General features: G+C 33.8%; 15 protein-coding genes. 6 read left to right on the forward strand and 9 right to left on the reverse strand.

Features of this window, described 5'->3' with window-relative positions; translation table 11 throughout:
* Positions 1-5 precede the first annotated feature (5 nt).
* Positions 6-95 carry an IS3 family transposase gene (locus ACFE0M_RS06770; protein WP_434544788.1) on the forward strand — a complete coding sequence of 30 codons (90 nt, stop codon included), beginning with the start codon at positions 6-8 and terminating at the stop codon, positions 93-95.
* Between the two features lie 121 nt (positions 96-216).
* Here ACFE0M_RS06770 and ACFE0M_RS06775 read toward each other — a convergent pair whose 3' ends face one another.
* The 4 genes from ACFE0M_RS06775 to ACFE0M_RS06790 form a co-directional block, all read right to left on the reverse strand.
* Positions 217-1,347: a site-2 protease family protein gene (locus ACFE0M_RS06775; RefSeq protein WP_434544991.1), complete on the reverse strand. Its 1,131-nt coding sequence runs from the start codon at positions 1,345-1,347 to the stop codon at positions 217-219.
* The gene (locus tag ACFE0M_RS06780; protein WP_434544992.1) at positions 1,344-1,976 is read right to left on the reverse strand and encodes an HAD family hydrolase; all 633 of its coding nucleotides are present in this window, start codon (positions 1,974-1,976) and stop codon (positions 1,344-1,346) included. The genes ACFE0M_RS06775 and ACFE0M_RS06780 overlap by 4 nt, the downstream gene beginning before the upstream one ends.
* 78 nt (positions 1,977-2,054) lie before the next feature.
* Positions 2,055-3,335, reverse strand: a complete 1,281-nt coding sequence (locus ACFE0M_RS06785) for an N-acetylmuramoyl-L-alanine amidase (RefSeq protein ID WP_434544993.1) — start codon at positions 3,333-3,335, stop codon at positions 2,055-2,057.
* Between the two features lie 125 nt (positions 3,336-3,460).
* Complete coding sequence (locus tag ACFE0M_RS06790; protein ID WP_434544994.1) at positions 3,461-11,077, reverse strand: T9SS type A sorting domain-containing protein; 7,617 nt, start codon at positions 11,075-11,077, stop codon at positions 3,461-3,463.
* Positions 11,078-11,237: 160 nt separating this feature from the next.
* Between ACFE0M_RS06790 and ACFE0M_RS06795 the strand changes: the two genes are divergently transcribed.
* The 4 genes from ACFE0M_RS06795 to ACFE0M_RS06810 all read left to right on the forward strand — a co-directional run bounded on the left by ACFE0M_RS06795 (position 11,238) and on the right by ACFE0M_RS06810 (position 18,391).
* Positions 11,238-14,288 carry a CHAT domain-containing protein gene (locus ACFE0M_RS06795; protein WP_434544995.1) on the forward strand — a complete coding sequence of 1,017 codons (3,051 nt, stop codon included), beginning with the start codon at positions 11,238-11,240 and terminating at the stop codon, positions 14,286-14,288.
* A gap of 69 nt (positions 14,289-14,357) precedes the next feature.
* On the forward strand, positions 14,358-16,067 hold the full coding sequence (gene recJ / locus ACFE0M_RS06800) for a single-stranded-DNA-specific exonuclease RecJ (RefSeq protein ID WP_434544996.1): 1,710 nt from the start codon (positions 14,358-14,360) through the stop codon (positions 16,065-16,067).
* Between the two features lie 65 nt (positions 16,068-16,132).
* Positions 16,133-16,864 (forward strand): LPS export ABC transporter ATP-binding protein, encoded by a 732-nt coding sequence (gene lptB, locus ACFE0M_RS06805; protein WP_434544997.1) that lies wholly within the window; start codon positions 16,133-16,135, stop codon positions 16,862-16,864.
* A 36-nt stretch (positions 16,865-16,900) separates the two neighbouring features.
* Positions 16,901-18,391 (forward strand): GH3 auxin-responsive promoter family protein, encoded by a 1,491-nt coding sequence (locus tag ACFE0M_RS06810; RefSeq protein WP_434544998.1) that lies wholly within the window; start codon positions 16,901-16,903, stop codon positions 18,389-18,391.
* Between the two features lie 51 nt (positions 18,392-18,442).
* Here ACFE0M_RS06810 and ACFE0M_RS06815 read toward each other — a convergent pair whose 3' ends face one another.
* The 5 genes from ACFE0M_RS06815 to ACFE0M_RS06835 all read right to left on the reverse strand — a co-directional run bounded on the left by ACFE0M_RS06815 (position 18,443) and on the right by ACFE0M_RS06835 (position 22,540).
* Positions 18,443-19,054, reverse strand: a complete 612-nt coding sequence (locus ACFE0M_RS06815; protein ID WP_434544999.1) for a porin family protein — start codon at positions 19,052-19,054, stop codon at positions 18,443-18,445.
* Between the two features lie 182 nt (positions 19,055-19,236).
* Positions 19,237-19,833, reverse strand: a complete 597-nt coding sequence (locus ACFE0M_RS06820; RefSeq protein WP_434545000.1) for a thioredoxin family protein — start codon at positions 19,831-19,833, stop codon at positions 19,237-19,239.
* Positions 19,834-19,840: 7 nt separating this feature from the next.
* Positions 19,841-20,326, reverse strand: a complete 486-nt coding sequence (locus tag ACFE0M_RS06825; RefSeq protein ID WP_434545001.1) for a TlpA family protein disulfide reductase — start codon at positions 20,324-20,326, stop codon at positions 19,841-19,843.
* Between the two features lie 103 nt (positions 20,327-20,429).
* Positions 20,430-21,590 (reverse strand): hypothetical protein, encoded by a 1,161-nt coding sequence (locus ACFE0M_RS06830; protein WP_434545002.1) that lies wholly within the window; start codon positions 21,588-21,590, stop codon positions 20,430-20,432.
* The gene (locus tag ACFE0M_RS06835) at positions 21,587-22,540 is read right to left on the reverse strand and encodes a hypothetical protein (protein WP_434545003.1); all 954 of its coding nucleotides are present in this window, start codon (positions 22,538-22,540) and stop codon (positions 21,587-21,589) included. Before ACFE0M_RS06835 ends, ACFE0M_RS06830 begins: the two co-directional genes overlap by 4 nt.
* 37 nt (positions 22,541-22,577) lie before the next feature.
* Here ACFE0M_RS06835 and ACFE0M_RS06840 point away from each other — a divergent pair, with 37 nt between their 5' ends.
* A complete protein-coding gene (locus ACFE0M_RS06840) occupies positions 22,578-23,609 on the forward strand; it encodes an RluA family pseudouridine synthase (protein WP_434545004.1) in 1,032 nt (343 codons plus the stop codon).
* Positions 23,610-23,618 lie beyond the last annotated feature (9 nt).

A 23,618-nucleotide genomic window follows, 5' to 3' on the forward strand; every position in this document is an offset into this window, starting at 1 on the left:
TCGAAATATGGTATAACAGAAGAAGAAAACACAGCTATTTAGGATATTTATCACCTGAACAATTTAATGAAAATAATTATTCAAAATGCGCTTAATTATTTGTCCAGTTTTTTGTTGCAAGTCCAAACAGCCTATTATTGTCCATAGCGTTCTTTGTGTAAAACTCAGTGTAACTTCGTGGTTAACCCTTCAAAGCCTTTAGCTTTAAAGTTTTAATCACTCCAAAACCAAAGGCTCAAAACTAAAACAGATAATAAAAATGATCAGGCAAATCCAGCCTAACACTTTTCTTCCTGTGCTAAGTGGTCTGTCATCGGGAGCAACTGGATGTTTTACGCCAATCAATCTTCCGATAAGAAAAACAAATAATAAGTAGCCTGAGAAACCTGTAGCTGAAGGGATTATGTAAGTAGTTAAATACTGCAACACAAACATTCCTGCCGCAATCATCAAAGTGGTCATTTGAGAATAACCCAATCCTCTAAATGAAATAAATAAAAAGCCCACGTACAAAATGCTATGCCAGGCCATTGAACTTAAAGGGGTGCCTGGCGTAATTAAGCCCAAACCTGCTATAAAAGTAAAAATCATATAAAGTGTAAGGGCTATCATATTATGATTTTTAGCACCGAACAAGCCGTAAATTACGTGTCCCCCATCCAGCTGACCAATGGGAATTAAATTCAAAGCCGTAAAAAACAATGCTAAAAAGCCTGCAAATAAATAAGGATAATGAATAAGTTCCCGGTGATTGGGTAATCTTTCAGGGTCAGCTACATATTCTTCAAACCAGCTAAACAAAAGATTATTCCCTAAGCTAATCCCCATGATCTCATCCCCATTATCATAAACATGATCAGCATAATCTAACCCATATTGTTCATATTCAGGATGAATTTCAAAAATGTATTCTGGTTCTGGTAGATTGGTGAATCCATAAAACAAGACTCCTAAAGCCACCACAAAACCTGCTATGGGGCCTGCAATTCCTATATCAAAAAACTGTTTTCTAGATTTGATCGGCCCTACAATTCTAATTAATGCCCCAAATGTTCCAAAAGAAACACTTCCCATAAACCCTAACCATCCAGGAATATAATTTGGCAAGGTTACTTCAACATTATGATATTTGGCCGTAAAAAAATGACCAAATTCATGAACAGTTAGAATTAATAGAAACGGAATGGAATATTCAAATCCGGTCATGAAATCTGCCCAAGAATAATCCGGTGAAAAAAACAACATTCTTCCTGTAATCCACTCAGAACCCGATAAAGTGGTGGTAATTAAAGTTAAAACAAACAGTAGAATTTTCTTACTGTAATACTTTGTGTTTTTTTCGATCATGTATAGGACAATTTTTTCTTTAGCAATTGATCAAACCCTGAATTTCTTGGAATATGCAAAGTATGAATCCCTAAGGTTGAAGCAGATTCTAAATTTGTAAGTCCATCATCCATAAACAGTGCTTCATGCGCTTCTGTTTGGGAATGCTTCAAAACATTCTCATAAATTTCTGCATCTGGCTTTCTTTGATTCAATTCATGGGAAAAATAAACTTCATGAAATAGCTGATTCAAATGATGATATGGAAAAGAGCTTGCTAAAATTTCATGAAACTTCTTTTCATGAATAGCATTGGTATTACTCAACACTATGCATTTGTAAGTTTGCATTAACTTCTTGATTGAATGAATTCTATCCTCTGGGATATTAGCCAGCATGGCATTCCATGCTTGATCAATTTCAGCATCAGTAGCTTTTAAACTGAATTTATCTCTTAAGCTTTGACGGAATTCAGCATCTGAAATCAAGCCCTTCTCATATTTTTTAAAAACATCAGCAGATAAATAGGCTTCTTCCACTTCTGTTTCAGGAAATCCAGATAGTATGGAAAAAGCTGAGATTGTTTTCTCAACATGGAGATCGATAATGACTCCTCCTAAATCGAATATGATGGTCTTAATTTTTTGCAAAAGACTTTGATTTACTGTGATGCAAATATGGTTGAAAGGCTGTCTAAAACAAAATTTATTAATAATAGGAATACGGTATTATTGAATCACGAACCGTTGAGAATTTTCTTCTCCATTTCTGAAACTAGTTTGTAAGAAGTATAAACCTGGCTTTAAAGTATTGGGTAATTTTACCTCAATTTTATTTTCACTAAAATACAAATTTTGCCATTTTATATATTTACCATTTTGGCTAAAAATTCTGATAAACTGTATGTCGTCCATCCGGTTTTCAGACAAATTCAGGCTAAACGTAAAATCACTTTTAATGGGGTTTGGATAAATTTTTTGACTAGAAATGGTATCAATTTCTATTTCTACAATGGGTTCCTCTTCCTCTCCATTACAAATCGCCAACTGCCAATCTACGTTATAACGAATATCTTGTAATCGCTTATATACATTCTCGCCTGGGCATAAGGTATTACAACCATCTTGGTGGCCCGCAATTACACCAAGATTAGCATTTAATGGATGAGGGTTGCTCTCTAAAGGTTCTAAATTATCTTTAAAGGATTTCCAACTTAAAATTATCTCTAAACTTTCTAACATCTGCGGTTCAGGCTCAGCAGTTTCATAATTACCCAAGAGGCAAACACCCATAGTATTAGAATTAGAACCACAGAAATGAGCTCCAATTACTTGATCTTGCTCACCACTACCTGGATCTCTTCCTGCATATATTACCCCATCAGGTGCTACCAAATAATTATAACCAATATCTGACCAGCCATTCTCTTGAGTGTGAAAAATGTAAATATCCCGAACTGCTTGGGTATAATCAGAAATATTATTAGATCCTGCTGAATGGTGTACTATCATATTTTCTGTAGTCGTAAAACTTCTGTTATAAGAAGGTTCCGGAAGTCCTGCTCTCCATTCTGATTGTTGGACTACATCATTCAATTCACAGTCATTATTTTGGATTGAGCCTGATTTTCTTTGGGAAAAGTCAGAATATTCACCACTTCCATTGATCAATACAACTTCCAAGTTAGCTACTTCTTTGGGAGAATATAAGGCTAGTGAAGTTGAGGCTGAGTCAAAGTGAATTAGACTTGAATAAAAATGATTGGAATTCTCACCAGCATGTAAATCATTACTGAAATAAATAGTATCGAAATCCTCAATAAAAGCGATCTCATTAAAGTCCATTATTTCCTTTGATTTCAATGCAATAGCCGTGAAAGAAAACTCGATATTTTGAATCTGTCTCTGATTAGCATTCAAGCTAATTGGAAAAGAAGTGTGAATACTTGAATTCTGGGCACTTAATTGTAGGACAATAAAAAATAGAAATAGAGTAAATATTAACCGCATATAATCAAATCAAACTAGACAGTAATATAACTGGATTCACTGTTAAAATATTGGATTTAAATGTAAATAAAAATAGGCTTACCAGAATTGGCAAGCCTAATAAAAGTTCAGGATATCTGTAAGTATTACTCTTTTATCAATTTATTCATACTTCTCAATCCATCCTTCCATAAGATTTGTATAAAGTATATTCCTTCGGGGTAATTGCTCAAATCAATCTCCATTTTATTATCTATATAATCAAATTCAGATTTTTCTTCAATTAATCTACCCTCAGGACTTATAATTTTCAAATATGAAATCTCATCTACTCCTTCTATCCTAAATTTACCATTAGAAGGATTAGGGTAGATCATAACATTTTTTTCAAGAGAGGATTTATTAGCCGTATAACTTACTCTATTAACAGTAATTTTACCGTTATCCGAAACAGCTGAGATCTCAAGTGCTTCTTGATCTTCCCCAGTCAAATCAAAAATTATATCAGATTCTTCATCCATAGGAACACCTGGGATATCAAATTTTACTGAATATCTTCCTGCGGGAAGGTTCGGAATTTCAAACTCACCATTTTCATCAGTTTCTAGGTAAGCTACCAATTCTCCATTTTCTAAAATAGATTTAAATAATAAATCTCTACTTGAACCAGTTAATACTCTTACACTAACACCAACACCGCTTACCCGTCTCCTTGGCAACTTTCTTTCCCCTTCTTCAAATTCTTCTTCCAAATACCCACTAAATCTTGATGTTCCATTAAGAGGTGCGGGTTCACCTTCCATGGTTACTTCTAGCCCTTCAATATTGCTTCTGAGTGAGATTATTTCCGCTAATTCCCAATCTATGGTATTTGGAAAATAAGTGTTTAATAAATCCGGATATTCTTGCTCGTCATTGTCCACATACAATACAAAGTCGCCTAAATCCAAATCTTGAATCTCAAAAACACCACCTGACTGCACGTCCACAAAAAATTCGTCATTATTTAATCTTATACTATCAAATTCAGCTCCTTCTTGATATCCAAATAAATATACTTGGCCAGCTTCAGTTGCGAAATCATTAGCATCTGTAATTTGACCGCTAATATTAGCTGTTGCAATTAACTGAACCGGATTGGAAACCAATTTAAATTCTGGATCGACTGCATTGATCAAATCATTCCGAACTTCTAAAACAAATTCGCCCATAGTGTCAAATGTTAAGGAGTCTATCGAAATGGAACTCGAATCAGAAATATTGCTTATTTCATCATTTCTTAACCATTGATAAGTATTATTTGACCCCTCTACTGAATATTCTAAAGAAACTTCAGAACCTTGAGGCACCTTTTGATCAGGTTCATTACCAAAATTGGCTTGATTACTAAAAATAAGACCTTCTATGGTAATATTTACCTCCAAATCTCCATAATCCAGCGAATTCCCGCTGACATCCAACAATGCCAGACTTGGAAGGTTTGTTAAATCAGGCAAATCTTCAAGCTTATTATTAGCAACATTTAATGTCCTTAAACCTAGAATATCATTTATAACATCAGGTATTGATCCTGATAAATTATTCTCAGCTAAGTTGACCTCAACCACTCTATTATCTTCTACTATAATATCCTGATCATCATTTGACCATTCGGTTGGATCATCACTTGAAGTATCCCAATTGATGGAAGACCAGCCCTCTCCGTTAGTTGAATCATATAAAACTCTTAAAGCTTCAACATCACGCTCCAAGGTTGAAACTTTTAGTTCGGTAAGTGATGAGGATAAGGTCAAATCACCCAATAAATCATTGTTAACTTCAACATAATAAATTCCCTCATCAGTTCTTTCTATATTATTTAAAACCAAAACAGCATTCGTTTCACCTGCAATCTGAACTGAATCCTTATACCATTGAAAGGTATTGGAGGAAGAAGGCGCATCAATTTCAATCGAGACATCCGCACCCAGAAAATCAATATACTCCTGTGGAAGATTATAATTAAAATCTTGGTTGTTATAAGTTAAATTAGATACAGAATTGAAAGGCTCTAGCTGTTCAAAACTCAATGCATTTCTGCTAACATCCAAATTTACTAAAGAACCAACTAATGGTTCTAAAGCCGTTATATCTGATAAGCCATTATCTGAAAAATTAATTTCATTCACAAAGTTCAAATTTCCTAATTCAGTAGGTAAAACTCCTTCAAGTTGATTTGCGGGGAGGTTTATGGATTTCAAGGAATCTTTAATCATGTTTAAACCTTCCCAGGTATTGAGTTTTCCGCTAGTCCAATTTTGGCTAGTAGTCCAATTTTCACCATTGGTGTTTTCGTATAATGCTACCATTGCCAAGGAATCCTGTTCTAGATAACTCGACACAGGTAATTTAACGCTATCTTGAATACTATAGGCACTAGTATCACCTGAATTAGAAATAGCACGGACATAATAATAATAACGTTCAGAATATTCAGGGGCTTGATAAGTTATACTATCAGTAGTTACTACAAATAAAGAATCATTCTGAGCAATAGAAGTTGTATCATTATTCAATCCAATATAAACCTGATATTCGTCCACTCCTTCCAAAATCGGCCAACTCAGATCAAATTGGTTTGATGTAGGATTTGAGGATACCGGAACTGGAACTTGAATTGGGAGTAATTGTACTTCTAAGGAATTGCTGAAAAGTGAGGAATCTCCTGCAACATTAATTGACCTTCCAAATACATAATAAGTTTGGAAAGGTTCGGGAGCGGTATAAGTTAATGAAGTATCCGATAATAGGAAGGTACTATCAGATGCAAGTGAAGAAATAGTATCATTTTCTAATGAAATAAATATTTCATAGTCCGTTGCATTTGCAACAGAATCCCATTCCAAATCGAACCCTGTAGTAGTAATATTGGTGGCCGTAATATTAGGTGCCCCTGCAACAGCCAGAGCTTCAAAATAGGAAGCCGAAAGTTCGCCTCCTTCTTGTAGAATGAGGAAATCTTTTAAACCGTCATTATTTAAATCCAGAACATCAAAATCGGCAATAAGCCCTCCAGTAAAATCAAATGACGCATCTTCAGATAAATTGCCTGCCCCATCGTTTAACAACAAATGGATAGAGGCTGAATCTTGATCCGATACCAATAAATCCTGAAACCCATCACCATTTAGATCCTCTGCTACCATTTTGGCAGGTGTAAAACTTAAGGGGACTGTGGCAATGTCAAATGATTCAGAACCATTGTTGAATGTATATATTTCTATTTCATCAGAAATTTGATTGGAAGCTGCAATTTGATCAAATCCATCAGCTAACAACGATATATTTACTATTTCGAATATTTGATCGGATGCTCTTGAATTACTATTATAAAAGGTTGTATCCAGATTGAAAAGATCAATTATTCCAATCATGCTTTCGTTTGAGTTTAAATAACTTATATCTGCATTTTCATTATTTATATAATTACCCCTTAAAATTTGATTTAATTCCCTTCCATTTGGTTCAAAAAAAGGTAAAATAGTTTTTGCATAAGGACTACAATCTGAAACACCTCCACTCTCACCACTAAGAATACTGGAAGAGGAAGTTAAATCATAATCACTAAAAAGAGCATCTGTTACTCCATCAAAATCAGAATCAAAAACCAAATAATCATTGTATTTACTTTCATCGCTTACATTACCATCTCCAAAAGGAGTGAAATTACCATTTCCATCATTTTTAAAATATATAATTCCATTAAGGCCATTATATTCAATATTAAAAAGTACATCAGCCCCTAAAGTTCCTCCAATATTTGAAAATTGAAGCTTAAAGTCAGTAGGATTTAAGATTGCTCCTTCTGAATTAAGCGAAAACTCTTCTAAGGTAGTTGCTCCTGTTAAATTGTTAATTACAGAAACTGGTTCATAATCTGCGCTGACAATCATAGCATCAAAATTATCATCTCCATTAATTTGACCCAATTCCATATTAGTCTGACCCAAAGAAACGGTTCCGTTTATGTTTTCCAGTAAGGTTTGGTTATTGTAATTATCGGGAGCTAAAACTATTGGACTATCATAGTTAATCGTAAATTGATCTGATCCATACAAAATTTTATCTTCATTATAAATAATTTCTATTTTACCAGAGCGGGTGCCATCAGGAATGGTAACTGTAATGGAGCTTGCTGTATTACTAACAATATTTGCCTGTTTTCCTCCAATAAAGACCTGGTCTGAAGGAGAAGCAAAATCGCCAGATAAATTCAAAGTAATATTTTCCCCTGGGAAAGCGGCATACTGAGATAAACTGGTGATTTGCCTTTTAAAATAAAATGGATTCTCAGCTTCTAAATTAGATGCTAAACCGAATCTGGCAGTATCCGCTACAGAAAAATTATACTCCACAGCTGTTTGAAAAGAGGAGTCAGTACTAGCACCGTTTCCATAAGAAGTTCCGTCTTTGAAATCTACCAACTCCAAACTTGTAAAATCAGTAATACCTTCCCTTAGATTATCAGTAATAATTGGTTCGACACTAGCTGCCACATTATTATCGGACAATAAAGACGTAATCTCCCAATACTCTTTAGTTCTGTCTCTGATTAGGGAAGAATTTATGAGTAATGAATCCGTGAGTCCGCAAAAATTATCCACAGGATTAACTCTTACTAAATCAGAAGTCTGAAATTCTTCATTATCAAAAATACGGATTTGACGTGGGCCATAATCATGGCCAACCGGAAAAGTAAATGGAGTATTTCCTATTTTACTGACCGTTCCATTAATATACGATTGGGAACTTGTACCAAGTGCGGTAGCATTTTCGCCAAAAACCACTTCCTCATATCCAAAACTAAATATATCATTATCAGCAACCAGTAATCCATGTATAAGTCTCAAATCCCCTTCAATTAATACCTTAGACACTGTTTCCTCATAAGATTTTAAAATTTCCAATTCCGGTATTTGCCTATCAGAATTAGGGTCTTCTTCAATATTCACTCTTACATTATTGTAAATAATTGAATCTTGGAAGTCACCAAAACCAGTTATTTCTTGATATCCGAATCCTTTAAAACTTAATAATGATTGATCTGCAAATTTTATTTTACCACCGTTACCTTGTCTTCTGAAATTGAAATTAATATCTAATGAAGTGGTTCCAGAAAAGTTAACCGTAAATTTTTCATTTGTATTTTCAAAAGCATCTAAAATAAATACATCAGCTATAATTCTAGAATTATTAAATATCACATTAAAAGGCTGGGCACTATTAAAATTATCATTATATAAAAACAAATTGCCCCCAACAGTAAAATCTACTGATTCAAAATTAATATTAGGAGTATCATAAAGTTGAGTGCTGTCTGTAGCTGAATGTCTAAAGGAAAATTCGTTTCCTACACTTATTTGAATGGAATCACCGTTGTTAATCGCATGAAAATGAATTTGTTCATTATTGAGACCATCAGCTTGTTCAAAGACTAAATCCTTTCCTACGTCCAAACTAGCCGTATTGGTAAGATCAGTTTTTATAAAAATTCCTACTGAATCAGTTGGCACACCGGAGGAATGCTCAACTCTCACATTATTTTTAACATTAAGGCTTCCGTTATTAATCCAAATACCTACATTAACCTCTTCTTCAAAAGCTCCAATGATATTAGCACTATTAATCTCGAAATTCTCAGAATCATTGATTGAAACTTGATGATAAATATTCACAGCAGAATCTGCAGGAGGGACAGTACCAGTTGCCCATATGGCAGGGTCAGACCAATTGCCGTTGGCTATACTATTAATAAAGTACGGCAAGGTTTCTACTTCGAAAACAGTAGTGTCACTATTTGACTGTGTCCCATTTTTACTGAAAATCTGGAAATAATAAGTTGTGGCGGGTTGCAAATCGGGAACACCAAACGCACCAGTATAGGAACTTATATTGGCAGGATTAAAACCGGGCAAAAATGTATTAAAACTATCTTCTGAAATCAATACTTCGTAAAAAAATTCCGCATCACCAGCAAAATTAGTAAAGCTGACATGCAAAGAATCCGGGAACTTCTCTATTGAAGTTTCAGGAACAGGTAATGGTTCTGGTTCTATCAAGCGGACGTTCATCAAACCGGAATTATCCCCATTTCGATCCCACAATCGAATAAAAATTTCCTCACCGACAGGCAATCCTTTAATAGTATCCTGTTGATGGGACTCAAACTTACCACTGCAATAAAACTCATTAAGATTACCACATGCACCAGTATAAATAGAAAATCTAGTTTCTATAGCTTGGTCTGGAGAGGATAAAACATCATATACCTCTCCAAAAGTTTGAACTATTAAGTCTCCAGAGCTTGGAACCGCTGCTTTTACCCATACATCGGCTGTTCCTGCGCTATAAATAGAATCCTGTGCACATGGTGCTGCTAATCCTGAATCCGTACCATTAAAATAAGAAACTGAAGTGATGGATGAAGGCCCAGTGCTTTCATCATAACCAAACACATTTATATTTAGTGCATTATTACATTCTTGGTTTGTTGCAATAGCCTTGCTGGCTTGAGATTTTAAACTCACATAAAATTCGTCTTCAATAAAGGCAGGTGGAAAAACCTTTAAACGATAACTACCACTTTCTATATTGGAAAATGCAAAAACTTTCTTGACTTCCTCGGGTGCTACTCTTTTAAAAAAAGATTCTGCTTCTTCTCCACAACTCCCTTTTTTTACCAATTCAATAAAAACTGAATTATATACATCATAGTCCCCAATTTCAATTACAATATCTTCTGGACTTGCCAGAGTAAATTCATAAAAAAGGCTATCTCCATAAGAATTATAGGTATCACCATATTCGGTTTGTACACTGATTACAGGATCTTGAGCTGGAGAATTGCTCTGTGATCTACTATAAATCGAATCTCCATCAATACTGATAGATAGTGAATTTGTACAATTTGTATTTACTGGGGCTCCCGAATAGAATACTTCCAAATTACCCTCTATAAAATCTATCCCCGTATCAGCACCATTATTTGAAACAACAATGTAATAAGTAGATCCAGCATTGAGTGTTTCATAAATTTCCAATATGTTATTACTTACTCCCGTACTATCAAATGCTATGCGATTGGGTGTATTATCATAACAATTATCAAAAAGTTGGATTGAGCCTCGATCTAAAGAAGGAATTTCAGATAATGTAATACCATATTCTTCAGTAGTTAATGGTGTAAATCTAAAAATAGCCTCATTTCCTGAATCAAATAAAGGGTCAGATACATAATTATTTGAATAAAATGCTGTATTAACATTTATAATTTCCCCGCTTGATATTTCTTTAGTAACACTACAATCATCTCCAGGCCTATCTCCAATAGTGAAAACAAAAGTCTCTTCTAAATCATCAGGCGATTCGGATCCATTATCCGGCATATTACTATTAAGGATAAAACCATCACTGTAACTAATTGTATAAAAAGCATCGTTCCATCCATCTCCGAAACTGTCATAAGCCTCAAATCTATAATTTATTCCATCCTGAAGACAAAAATTATCAGATTCAACCGCTCCAGAAGTTAAATACCCTGCAAATGTTTCGAAAACTAAAGTATCAGCCTCATCATCATATAGTCTCCAATATATATCGCCATTTGCAAATCCAGATGAACCATCTATCTCAATAATAACTTGAGTCTCTCCAAGATCACATTGCGCATGCAAATTATAATAGCTTAAAAACAACACCCCAATTAAAAGTAAATATTTCTTCATATTATTTCTTAATTAAATCAATTTTGAGAATAAAAGGAATAAAATTTAGTTGTAGCTTTCTTTACAAATTAAAAGATAATATTGTATAAATCCTAATTATTATTTTTTTATTACTATTTTTTTAACTTATCTTTATATCAACAAAATCATAAATATCATTATGAAAAAATCACTTTTATTAGTTATCAGCCTATTATTTTTATCTACAATATATGCACAAAATAACAATCCTGATCTTTTCAGTAAAATAGAAAAAGCATTTAATGAAGAGGATTACGAATTCATAATAAAAAATAAAGCGCAGATTTTAAAACATAAGAATCAGCAATCAGATTCCATTTCAGCTGAGTTATTATATTTTTTGGGTGATGCCTACTTAGCTTATGACAGTTTAGATAAAGCTTTGGACATTATGCAAATTGAATTGGAAATAAGAAAGCAACTTAGCAATGTTGATCCTGTATTAATTGCTGACATTCACAACAATTTATCATACTACCAACAACTTAACAATCAGATAAAGCTAGCAAAATCGTATATCAATAAGGCAGGAGAAATTTACAAAGAAAATCTTGGCACAGATAACCTTGCGTATGTAGAAAGTAAAATTAAACTGGCCAAAATTCATAATATTTTGGATGAGCATAAAGAAGCCATTCATATTTATGAACAACTTCTTGAAAATGAGTTTGCTAAACAAAACTATTTACATATTATCAACAAAGAATTAGGATTATCTTATTTTGATTTAGGCTTTTACACAAAATCAGAAGAAATTTTAGAAAATAATTTTGAGTTCATAAAGAAAAATTTTGGTAAAGAGAGTATTGAATATGTAGAAGCATTGGTAACATTGGCCATTCCTTATTATGCCCGTTCCAATTATTCGGAATCCGAATTATTATATAACAATGCCTTAGAGGTTTTGTCCAAAATTTCCGCTTATAAAACATTGGAAGAAAATATTAAAAATAACCTAGCTTTATTATACTGGAAAATCGGTCTTCATAAGGAGGCGGTAGAAATATTCGAGGAAATTATCAATGATCAAAAATCTTTAGAAAATGCCAGCAAATATAGTAATTATGCACAAAATTTGATCGCAGTAAATCAAAAAAAGAAAGCTTTAAAATATTTTGATGAAGCTTTAGGAATTATTCAAAATATACTGGGAAAAGAAAATGAGCTTTATATTAGAGTTTTAAAAGAAAAAGCCTTAGCACTTAATCAAAGTAATGATTTAGATAATTACTATAAACTAATGAAGGAGAGTTTTTCTGCTTCTCAAGAGATTTTGGAAAAAAGCAACCCCGAATATTCCAAATATGAATTGAAGTGGGGCATTGCCAATTTTAGAATGAACAATATTAAAAAAGCCGAAAAACATATTTCTTCAGCTTATAAATTACGTTCTAAATATTTGAATAAAAATCACCCTCTCTATGCAGAAACTAGTAAAGAATTAGCTGAACTAACTTGGTTTAAAAACAATCCAAAAAAAGCTAAAAATTATTTCAATGAGACTTTTGATAATTATTTTGCACAAATTGAAGCTTATTTTCCAGCTTTAAGCGAGCAACAAAAAGCTAATTTCTATATCAACACGCTTCGATCTACTTTTGAAGAATTTAATTCATTTGCAATAGCTTATCATAAAAAAGATCCAGATTTATTGGGAGAAATGTATGATTATCAATTGGCCACAAAAGGTTTAATCATGTACGCAACAGCTAAAGCCAGAAAAAATATATTGAATAGTGACAACCCAGAATTAAAAGAAAAATATCAAAACTGGATTGGCACCAAGGAGCTTATTTCCCAATTATATTCAATGTCCGAGGCAGAACTAGAGCAGCAAGATTTAAAGTTAGATTCCCTGACTAAGGTTTCAAATGACTTAGAAAAAGAACTTAGCAGAGCTTCAAGTGACTTTGCTGATGCATATGTTGCTAAAAATTTCAACTGGAAGGATGTTCAGGCTAAATTGAAAGAAAATGAAGCAGCCATTGAAATGATTCGATTTAGAGAATTCACTCCTGATAGTAGTGGGTTATTTAAGGATAAGGTGAATTATGCTGCATTATTAATTGATAAAAAATCAAAGCATCCAAAATTAATCCTTTTAGAAAACGGATTGGAGCTAGAGAATAAGTACATCAAAAATTATAGGAATGCTATCCGATATAAGGTAAAAGACAACTACAGCTATGATTTTTACTGGAGACCCATTGCTGAGGAAACCCAAAACTATAATAAAATTTATTTCTCACCTGATGGGATTTATAATCAAATCAGCATAAATGCACTTTATAATACCAATACTGACAAACATGTTTTAGAAGAACAGAATATACAATTATTAACCAATACAAAAGATTTAATTGCTTATAGAGAACAAAACAGCAATTCAAATTTAGCATCAGCCCCTGCGCTGTTTGGTTTCCCTAATTACAATAAAGGCATAGATGAATCTAATGAGGAAGGAGAAAATACAGCAAGTGATATTGTAGAAAACGCAAGCCTTAACAGAGGATTAAGAGGCAGTTTACAAAGATATATCAGAGGAAATGCTTTGGTAACTTCTCTGCCAGGCACTAAAGAAGAGGTTGACCAAATAGAGTCTCTATACAAAAACAGTAATTTCTCAAATCCTAAAACTTACTTGGAAAATGATGCTGATGAAATTCAATTGAAAAGTGTCAAAAATCCACAAGTTCTTCATGTCGCTACGCATGGTTTCTTTTTAGAGGACAATGAAACAAAAAACACTGATGAGGAAGATAAATACAGTGAAAACCCTCTTTTAAAATCAGGATTAATAATGGCAGGCGCAAATTCATTTATTGCCACTGGTTTAAATCAAGACGCTAGACAAGATGGAATTTTAACGGCTTATGAAGCTATGAATTTAGATTTAAATGATACTGAATTAGTCGTGCTCTCTGCCTGCGAAACAGGTTTAGGAGACTTAAAAAATGGTGAAGGAGTATATGGTTTAAGAAGAGCATTTCAAGTGGCAGGAGCAGATGCCATTATCATGAGCCTGTGGTCTGTTGATGATGAGGCGACCCAAGAACTCATGACGGCTTTCTATCAAAACTGGATTGGGGGAAAAGACAAATTAACTGCTTTTAACGAGGCTCAAAAAACCATTAAAGAAAAATACAAATCACCGTTTTATTGGGGAGCATTTGTAATGGTAGGCGAATAAAATTCCTACTTGAAAAAGTATTTTTTCTGAAGGCTTCGAATTTTATCGAAGCCTTCATAATTTTACACTATGCCCAAAGAAAAAAAATGGATTATAGCGCCAGAACCTTCTCCCGAAATGGTTGATGAATTAAGCCAATCAATTAATATCAACCCTATTCTTTCCAAAATATTAGTTGCTAGAGGTATCACTAACTACCACGAAGCTAAAACATATTTTAGGCCCTCAATTGAAGATTGCCATAATCCTTTTTTAATGAAGGATATGGATATTGCTATCAAAAGATTAATCGAGGCAATCGAAAACCATGAACCTATATTGGTCTTCGGAGACTATGATGTGGATGGCTCAACTTCTGTTGCCATGATGTACAGTTTCTTGAAAAATTATTGTAAAGAATTATATTACTATATCCCGGATAGATATTTAGAAGGTTACGGCATCTCAAAAAAAGGTATTGATTACGCTAAGCAAAAAAACTGCAAACTTATTATTTCTTTAGATTGTGGAATAAAAGCAATAGATCAGGTAGAATACGCCAACTCAAAAGGTATTAACTTTATAATTTGTGATCATCATAACCCAGGGAAATCATTACCTGAAGCAGTAGCCATATTAGATCCTAAAAGAAAAGATTGTCAATATCCATATAAAGAACTATCAGGCTGCGGAGTTGGTTTTAAACTTATTCAAGCTTTCTGTATTCAAAAAGAAATCCCTGAGCATCTTGCCTTTGAATTGCTTGATTTGGTAGCCATCAGTATTGCTGCAGACATAGTTGAAGTTACAGGAGAAAATAGAGTGTTGGCTTATTACGGGCTGGAAAAGATAAATTTTAATCCAAGACCGGGCATAAAGGCATTACTTCAAGCATCAGGATTAAAAGACAAAATCACCATTTCGAATTTAGTTTTTCAATTAGGCCCGAGAATTAATGCTGCAGGCAGAATAGATCATGCTCATTTAGCAGTACAATTATTGACCTCCATTCATGAAGATGAAGCATTAATTATTGCTGAAAATATTTCAAAAAAGAATAATACTCGTAAAGACTTCGATCAAAATATAACCAGTGAAGCTTTAAGTTCAATAGAAGAAAATAGTCAATTACTAAATGCTAAAAGCACTGTACTTTTCAATAAAAACTGGCATAAAGGAGTTATCGGAATTGTGGCCTCTAGATGCATTGAACATCACTACCGCCCCACCATTATCATAACTGAATCTAACGGAAAAGCAACCGGATCTGCCCGTTCTGTCGATGGTTTTGATCTTTATGCAGCCATTGAATCATGCCAAGAACACTTAGATCAATTTGGAGGTCATAAACATGCGGCAGGATTAACCCTTTCAATTGACAATATACCAAGTTTTGCTTCTGCATTTGAAAAAGTAGTTGCAAGCAGTATTACTGAGGATCAATTAACCCCGAAAGTTAATATTGACAGTTATATTAAAATTGACCATATCACGGATAAATTTTATGCTATTTTAAGCCAAATGGACCCATTCGGACCGGGAAATATGCAACCTGTTTTTGCCGCATCAGACTTGGAAGTTTTAGGGGAACCCATAATCCTTAAAGAAAAACATCTTAAACTAACTGTGAAAGATAAAGGTGGTCGCCAAAAGATAACGGCTATTGGTTTCGGAATGGCAGCATATAAGTCATTAATTTTGGATTCAAATAGCTTTGAATTAGCATTTACCATACAAGAAAATCATTTTAACGGCACAAAATCTTTACAGCTTTATCTAAAAGATATCCGCATTCACTAAATATTTTCGTTAATTTGCTGTTTGGGTATGTTTGTTGCTTATTGCTTCAAAACAAAATAATAAAAATGATATTAAAAGCTGAAAATCTTGTCAAAATATATTCTAAAAGAACGGTAGTTGATCATATTTCTGTAAGTGTTGAACAAGGGGAAATTGTTGGACTATTAGGGCCGAATGGAGCCGGAAAAACCACTTCATTTTATATGATAGTGGGCTTAGTGAAACCCAATTCTGGTGAAATATTCTTAGATGATCAAAATATTACCAGTTTGCCAATGTATAAACGAGCCAAAAAAGGGGTAGGATACTTGGCGCAAGAGGCTTCTGTTTTTAGATCTTTGACTGTTGAAGAAAATTTAATGGCTGTTTTGGAAATGCGTAAAATCAGCAAGGAAGCCAGAAAAGAAAAAATGGAAAGTTTGCTAGATGAATTCAGCTTAAATCACGTACGGAAAAATAAAGGAATGGTGCTATCGGGTGGCGAAAGAAGAAGAACAGAAATTGCGCGAGCACTGGCTATGGATCCAAGTTTCATTTTGCTTGATGAGCCTTTTGCAGGTGTGGATCCCATTGCAGTTGAAGAGATTCAAACTATAGTCGGAAGATTAAAAGAAAAAAATATTGGCATTCTCATTACCGACCATAATGTGAACGAAACACTTTCCATTACCGATAGAGCCTATTTGATGTTTGAAGGTAAACTTTTGAAAGCAGGATCTGCTGAAGATTTGGCTAATGATGAGCAAGTTAGAAGAGTGTATTTGGGTAAACATTTCGAATTAAAAAGAAAACTTTAAACTATGGAATTCCTTCACTCTATAATGACCTGGGTAATGAAGAAAAGAATTCACGAAGTGGAGCTTTTCATGAAATACCCAAATGAGATGCAAAGCGAAGTTCTACAAAAACTTATTTATAGGGCCAGGAATACTAAATTCGGAAAAGAATATCAATTTGAGGATTTAAAGAATTTTAAACAATATCAAGAAAGAGTTCCTTTACATACTTACGAAGAATTATTCCCATATATAGACCAACTCTTAAAAGGAAACCAAAATATATTATGGCCAACTGAAATCAGATGGTTTTCAAAATCTTCAGGAACCACGAATGACAGAAGTAAATTCATACCTGTTTCCGATGAAGCCCTTGAAGATTGTCATTTTAAGGGTGGGAAAGATTTATTATCCATCTACCTTAACAACAATCCGGAATCCAGGCTTTTTACTGGGAAAAATCTAAGTATAGGTGGAAGTCAACAAGTCAATCAATTCGATAACAACTCCAATTCTTTTTATGGTGATGTCTCTGCAGTTATTATGAAAAACCTTCCTTTTTGGGTTCAAATCATCAGAACTCCTAGTTTGGAAATAGCTTTGATGGATGAATGGGAAGGTAAAATTGAAGCCATGGCGAATGCCACCATGAAAGAAGATGTTACCAGCCTAACGGGTGTACCAACTTGGACAGTGGTCTTACTTCAAAGAATACTTGAATTAACGGGAAAGGACAATATCTCTGAAGTTTGGCCTAATTTGGAGTTATTTATCCATGGGGCTGTTTCTTTTGTGCCTTACCAACCTCTGTTTAGGGATTTGATCAAATCTCCTAAGATGAATTATTTGGAAACCTATAATGCTTCTGAAGGATTTTTTGGCATTCAAGACAAATTAAATTCAGATGAGTTGCTTTTGATGCTAGACTATGGCATTTTCTATGAATTTATACCACTTGAAAATGCAGATCAAAAACAACCCAAAACCATCCGGCTTGATGAGGTTGAACTTCATAAGGTTTATGAAATTGTTATCAGTACGAATGCCGGATTATGGCGATACAGAATTGGTGATACCGTCCGATTTACATCTTTAAATCCATATAGAATTAAAATTAGTGGTAGAACCAAACATTTCATCAATGCTTTTGGTGAAGAATTGATGATTGAAAATGCTGAGAGGGCTATTGCCGTGTCTTGTAATAAAACAGGGGTGAGTATTGATAATTTTACTGCGGCACCAAAGCATTTACAACAGGGAAAAAGGGGCGCTCATGAATGGGTTATAGAATTTGCCAAAGAACCTGAAAACATTGAAGAGTTCGCCAAATTATTAGATGATGAAATCAGAAAAATTAATTCTGATTATGACGCTAAACGATACAAAGATATTGCCCTACATTGCTTGGTAATCCACAAAGTACCACAAGGAACTTTTTATGAATGGATGAGAAAGAGAGGAAAATTAGGCGGACAAAATAAAGTGCCAAGATTATCAAACAGTAGAAAATATTTGGATGATTTGTTGGAGATGGTGGTTAAAAAATGAAAAGCACAGCCTGTGTTTGCTGTGCTTTCCAGAATATCTTATTACAATAATTTAGAACTCAAATCCAATAAAAAACTGTAGAACTGAATTCTTTCCATTATCCAATCCATTTCCATCCGGAGCTACATCAACTAAACCATAGTTATACCTAACACCGGCTGTGCCTCCTGAAAAATCAAAGCCTACTCCAGCGGCAACACCATAATCAAAAGTATTAAAATCATCCCTATCATACTCCTCAACACTATTAATACTTCCATCTCCATCAACATCTTTTACTTTGACTGCAATCAAACTTGCAATGTAGGGACCTGCACTAAAATACAAATTTTCACCCACATGAATATTAGCTAATACAGGTATTTCCACATAGGATAAATTATATCTGTACTTTCCACTACCTGTAAAAAAGCCTCCATCATAATTGATTTGGGACCCCTTTAAGCTATAGTTAATTTCGGGTTGGATACTTACCTGTTCAGATATACCTTTACGGAAATAAACCCCTACTGCAAAACCAGGTTTTGTATTTTCATCATTCACCTCTTCTACATATAAATTTGATAGGTTTAAAGAGGCTCTAATTCCGCTTTGGTCGGACTGAGCATTTACAAAAAATGAACTTAAAATTAAAAAAGGTAATACTAAAATTACTTTATTCATCTTAAAAAAAGTTTGGTTATGCTTTAATAAAGCGTATTTAATCGATTTTAGTTACAAATACTTTTATCTCGGATAAATTCAAGAAAAAATTCCCAAACACTTAAATTTTGATAACTTATTGAATTTCAAATAAAAAAAGCTGACTTTTAAGCCAGCTTCTTAGTATGATTTTTTTTTAATTTTTAGGATGCCCACTTAATTGTACAACCTATTGCTTTCGTTTTCTTTTCAGGTATTTCAGTTCCATTTAAAACCGCATCGACAGCCTGTTCTACATATTTTTTATCTGCATCTTTTGCAGATTTAGTGTTATTATCAATTGCACCAATATATTTTACAGTCCTATTTGCATCCAAAACATAAACATGTGGAGTGTTTGTAGCTCCATAAGCTTTAGTGATTTCCTGGGTTTCATCATATACATAAGGAAACGGAAACTCTTTTTCCTTTGCTCTTACAATCATTTTATCGAAAGAATCTTTGGGAGATTTTTCATCATCATTTGGATTGATGGCGATTACAGGTACACCTTTTTCAGCATATTTTTTATGAAGTGCAATAATTCTGTCTTCATAAGCAACAGAATACGGGCATGAGTTACATGTAAAAATTATCATAAAGCCCTTGGCTTCATCGTAGTCATCCATAGAAACCATTTCACCATTCACATTTTTAAGGGAAAAGTCCATGGCTTTGTCCCCAACTTCGTATCCACCTTTTTTAAAACTAAAAGCTACTAAAGCGATTAGTATAAATGAAAATCCAATTAACTTTTTCATAGCAATATTAATTTAGTTTTTGTTTAATTAACTCTTCCAATTCCCCTTCATGAAACTCTTTTTCGTAAAAGTATTTCTGGCCATTTTTTACAAGTAAGGTAGCTGGAATGGCCCCGGACCATTCAGGAGAAACCTTATCAATCCATGAATTATAATCCACATCATCAATCAAATAGAGTCCATCTGGATTTAAGCCTTTCTTTTCAGCAAATTTTTCTGCTTTCGAGGCATTTTCTGAAAAATCAATACTCATATACACAAATTCAACATTTGGAAATTGTTTTTGGGCATTTACAAAATAGGGTAATTCCTTGACGCAAGGCTTGCACCAAGTGGCCCAAAAATTGATTACCAACAATTTTTCAGCATCGGATGGGGCCATAATAGCTTCTAATTCTGGCACCTCAATGATTTTCATTTCACCTTTTTGGGCATAAGATTGAAAATTTCCAAAAAGACCGATAATTGTTAAAATAATAGCAATTTTATTCATAATGACTGTAAAACGATAATTACTTTAAATTGTTAAAATCAAAGATTTAATTTAAGGAGGAATCTATCAAAATCACTCTTTCAGAATGAAAGGAATTGGATGTTTACAATATCTCCAAAATTTCATCCTTCGGAATTTTAGATAAATTAATCCGATCTTTAGCACCTGCAATGGTAATTTTAGAGAGAATAGCCATCCCTTCATCGGTAGTTGGAATTATCTTTACAACTTCTAATGGATCAATTCCGCCAATATATTTTATGGCAATTTGTTCGCCAGAACTGTTATCATAAAAATTTAGCTTGATTCTGCCATCCAAAGTTGTATAAGCATTCACCAGGTAATCACTTGTACCTATAGATACTACCGTGGAGGTTGTACTTTGAATTCTTAATCTATCTTGCATCAACTCACCGCCTAAAGTTTCCAACACAACAGTGTCATTTAAATTAGGTTGATACCCATTAATAAAGTATGCTTGATTATTAAAAATATAATTGAAAGCCATTAAAGCGTTACCAATAGGCAGGGCTGAATTCAAAAAGTTTGACTGGGAACTCCTGATTTTACCGGTTTCAATTCCTTGATCATTAGCAAAAGTTAAATTTAAACCTTCCTTTCTAAGAGAATTAAAATAAATAACTGAACCAGCATTATAAGCTCCTACAAAAAAATCAGTATTGTTTGAATTTTGAAATGATGCAAGTTGCTCATGAGCATTTTGGATATCATCATATCTTCTTGCCCATTCCATGGCAAAACCATCCTGAATTTTACTTAAAACAGTTCCTGTTGTATCATTATAGGTCAACAGTAAATAGGTATCTGGAGTGAGATTATTAAATGCTAATGGCCTTCTATAAGAAGTATAAGTTCTGAGTGCCTCTACCTTTTGTTCCAAATCATTTATTTCAAAGAGTGTTGCAGTATAATCAGGCTGGCTACTCCCAATAAAATAATAATTATCTCCCTGTCTTATTAGATTTGGAACCGCATTTAAATATTGAGGCTCGAGTTGCCGACTCCATTGAAAATCGCCTCTATTATTGACTTTTAATACGAAAATTGATTCATTCGCTAGTGCAGATAATACCAAAAATCCACCATCATCAGTTTCGATTGCATCCAATGGTTTAAAATTGAGCCCCTCAGATGGATTATCGAATATGCTATTAAATTTTTCGGTTGGCGTAAATTCCTCCAGATCTTCACCACAAGAAGAAAATAAAATGAAAACCGATAATATGTGTAATAGATTTTTCATATCTCAACCGGCATAAATTCTTTCTTACTTAAATATTTCAACGGAAATATAACTCCGATCAAAGCCTCAACAGACTGGAAACTGAAGTCATCCATCACATCATATGCTTCATTCTGAAGATTATCATTAGCGTATCGGGCATTTTGATTATTGGCATTACTTAAGCCTTGCCTGAAATTTGCTTCGGCAGTAATATAAAAAGTAGCCACCCTAAACCTTGCACCTCCACCTAGAAAGGCACCTGCGGTGAAAGGGGACATTATAGATTTGATATCCTCATTTTTATTAAATTCTTGGCTTTCAATTCCATTTTGAGTGGTAAATTTTGAATATTCTTTATCGGCATTAATTAAGATCGAAAAATTCAATCCTGCTTGCACAAAAGGGATAATAGCTGGCACTGATGGTTTTCTATGTTTTTTATCCCAAAAACGGCTGTTAACCTGCCTAAACATAAACCTAAAAAAGATCGGGACATCTAAATAATTAATATCATGATTGTGGATAAATTTTACACTACTTACAGTGCCTGGTTGCTCTTGTGTGTATTGAAAACGAATTTGATTTACCGAAGCATTTGCTCCTAAAACCAAACGTTGGTCAAATTGATACATAAAAGTAAGACCATAAATAGTACCAATATTTTCCGCATCTTGATAGTTTTTGTCGTAAACTCCTTGATCTAAACTTGTGGTAGGCTTTATCAATGAATAACGGTTAATTACATTTACCGTATTGTAGTTTGCACCAGCCCTAACACCAAAATACACCTGGGATGTTTTAAATGGGTTTTTATTCAATTTATCCCATACGGATTGTGCCTGGCAAAATACCGTTGATAGCAATAACAATATACTGCAAAAATATCTTAACATCATTTTATATTCATACACCACAATAAATATCTCACTTTTTAATCTTTCATCAAAATAAATGAAGTGTTCGTTCAAGCTATCTTTTTACTAACTTTGCAATTAGATCAAAATTATGCAAGAAGATTTAACTCAAAACGAGCAGGAAGATGATGGATTGTTTGAACATCATCAAATTAAAGTAGATCCTAAACAGGATTTATTGAGAATAGATAAATTCCTAATGGACAGGCTACCAAATGTGACTCGTAATAAGGTGCAAAAAGCCATAAAAGATGGTTTTGTACAAGTTAATGGTGATACCATCAAACCCAATTACAAAGTCCATCCAAACGATAATATCCGCATTGCATTGCCCGAGCCCCCAAGAGATACGGATGTAAAACCAGAAAATATTCCTTTGAATATCGTTTTTGAAGATTCGGATTTATTGATTGTTAACAAAGAAGCTGGAATGGTGGTGCATCCTGCTCATCAAAATTGGGAAGGAACACTAGTGAATGCATTGGCCTATCATTTTCAGCAGTTACCTGAAATGGAAGGAAATGAGGGAAGACCCGGCTTAGTACACAGAATTGATAAAGATACCTCTGGACTTTTGGTAATTGCCAAAAATGAAAAGTCCATGACTCATTTGGCCAAACAATTTTTTGATCATAGCATCGAAAGAACTTATTATGCTTTGGTTTGGGGCGATGTGCAGGATGATGAAGGCACAATCAATGTAAATTTGGGTAGAAGTTTTAAAGACAGAAGGATAACGGATGCTTTTCCGGAAGGGGATTTTGGAAGAACCGCTATTACTCATTATAAGGTTTTAGAAAGATTAAGATACGTAACGCTTATCCAATGTAATTTGGAAACTGGACGCACTCATCAAATTAGAGCCCACATGAAATATATAGGGCACCCTTTATTCAATGACGCCACTTACGGAGGTGATAGAATTTTAAAAGGGACACAATTCTCAAAATACAAATCATTTGTAGATAATTGCTTTAAAATATTACATAGGCAAGCTTTACATGCAAAGTCCTTAGGTTTCATTCATCCTTCTCAAAATAAATTAATTAATTTTGATTCAGAATTACCGGAAGATTTTAAATCTGTTTTGGATAAATGGAGGCATTACATCCAATACCATTAATAATCCGTA

The organism is Marivirga sp., from assembly GCF_051117495.1.
Taxonomy (GTDB): Bacteria; Bacteroidota; Bacteroidia; order Cytophagales; family Cyclobacteriaceae; genus Marivirga.

Excerpts from the sequence above, each read along its gene's own strand:
- ACFE0M_RS06810 (WP_434544998.1), top strand. The coding sequence starts at position 16,901 with ATGAAGAAAAGAATTCACGAAGTGGAGCTTTTCATGAAATACCCAAAT.
- ACFE0M_RS06840 (WP_434545004.1), top strand. The coding sequence starts at position 22,578 with ATGCAAGAAGATTTAACTCAAAACGAGCAGGAAGATGATGGATTGTTT.
- ACFE0M_RS06790 (WP_434544994.1), bottom strand. The coding sequence starts at position 11,077 with ATGAAGAAATATTTACTTTTAATTGGGGTGTTGTTTTTAAGCTATTAT.
- ACFE0M_RS06785 (WP_434544993.1), bottom strand. The coding sequence starts at position 3,335 with ATGCGGTTAATATTTACTCTATTTCTATTTTTTATTGTCCTACAATTA.
- ACFE0M_RS06815 (WP_434544999.1), bottom strand. The coding sequence starts at position 19,054 with ATGAATAAAGTAATTTTAGTATTACCTTTTTTAATTTTAAGTTCATTT.
- ACFE0M_RS06775 (WP_434544991.1), bottom strand. The coding sequence starts at position 1,347 with ATGATCGAAAAAAACACAAAGTATTACAGTAAGAAAATTCTACTGTTT.
- ACFE0M_RS06830 (WP_434545002.1), bottom strand. The coding sequence starts at position 21,590 with ATGAAAAATCTATTACACATATTATCGGTTTTCATTTTATTTTCTTCT.
- ACFE0M_RS06825 (WP_434545001.1), bottom strand. The coding sequence starts at position 20,326 with ATGAATAAAATTGCTATTATTTTAACAATTATCGGTCTTTTTGGAAAT.
- recJ (WP_434544996.1), top strand. The coding sequence starts at position 14,358 with ATGCCCAAAGAAAAAAAATGGATTATAGCGCCAGAACCTTCTCCCGAA.
- lptB (WP_434544997.1), top strand. The coding sequence starts at position 16,133 with ATGATATTAAAAGCTGAAAATCTTGTCAAAATATATTCTAAAAGAACG.
- ACFE0M_RS06795 (WP_434544995.1), top strand. The coding sequence starts at position 11,238 with ATGAAAAAATCACTTTTATTAGTTATCAGCCTATTATTTTTATCTACA.
- ACFE0M_RS06820 (WP_434545000.1), bottom strand. The coding sequence starts at position 19,833 with ATGAAAAAGTTAATTGGATTTTCATTTATACTAATCGCTTTAGTAGCT.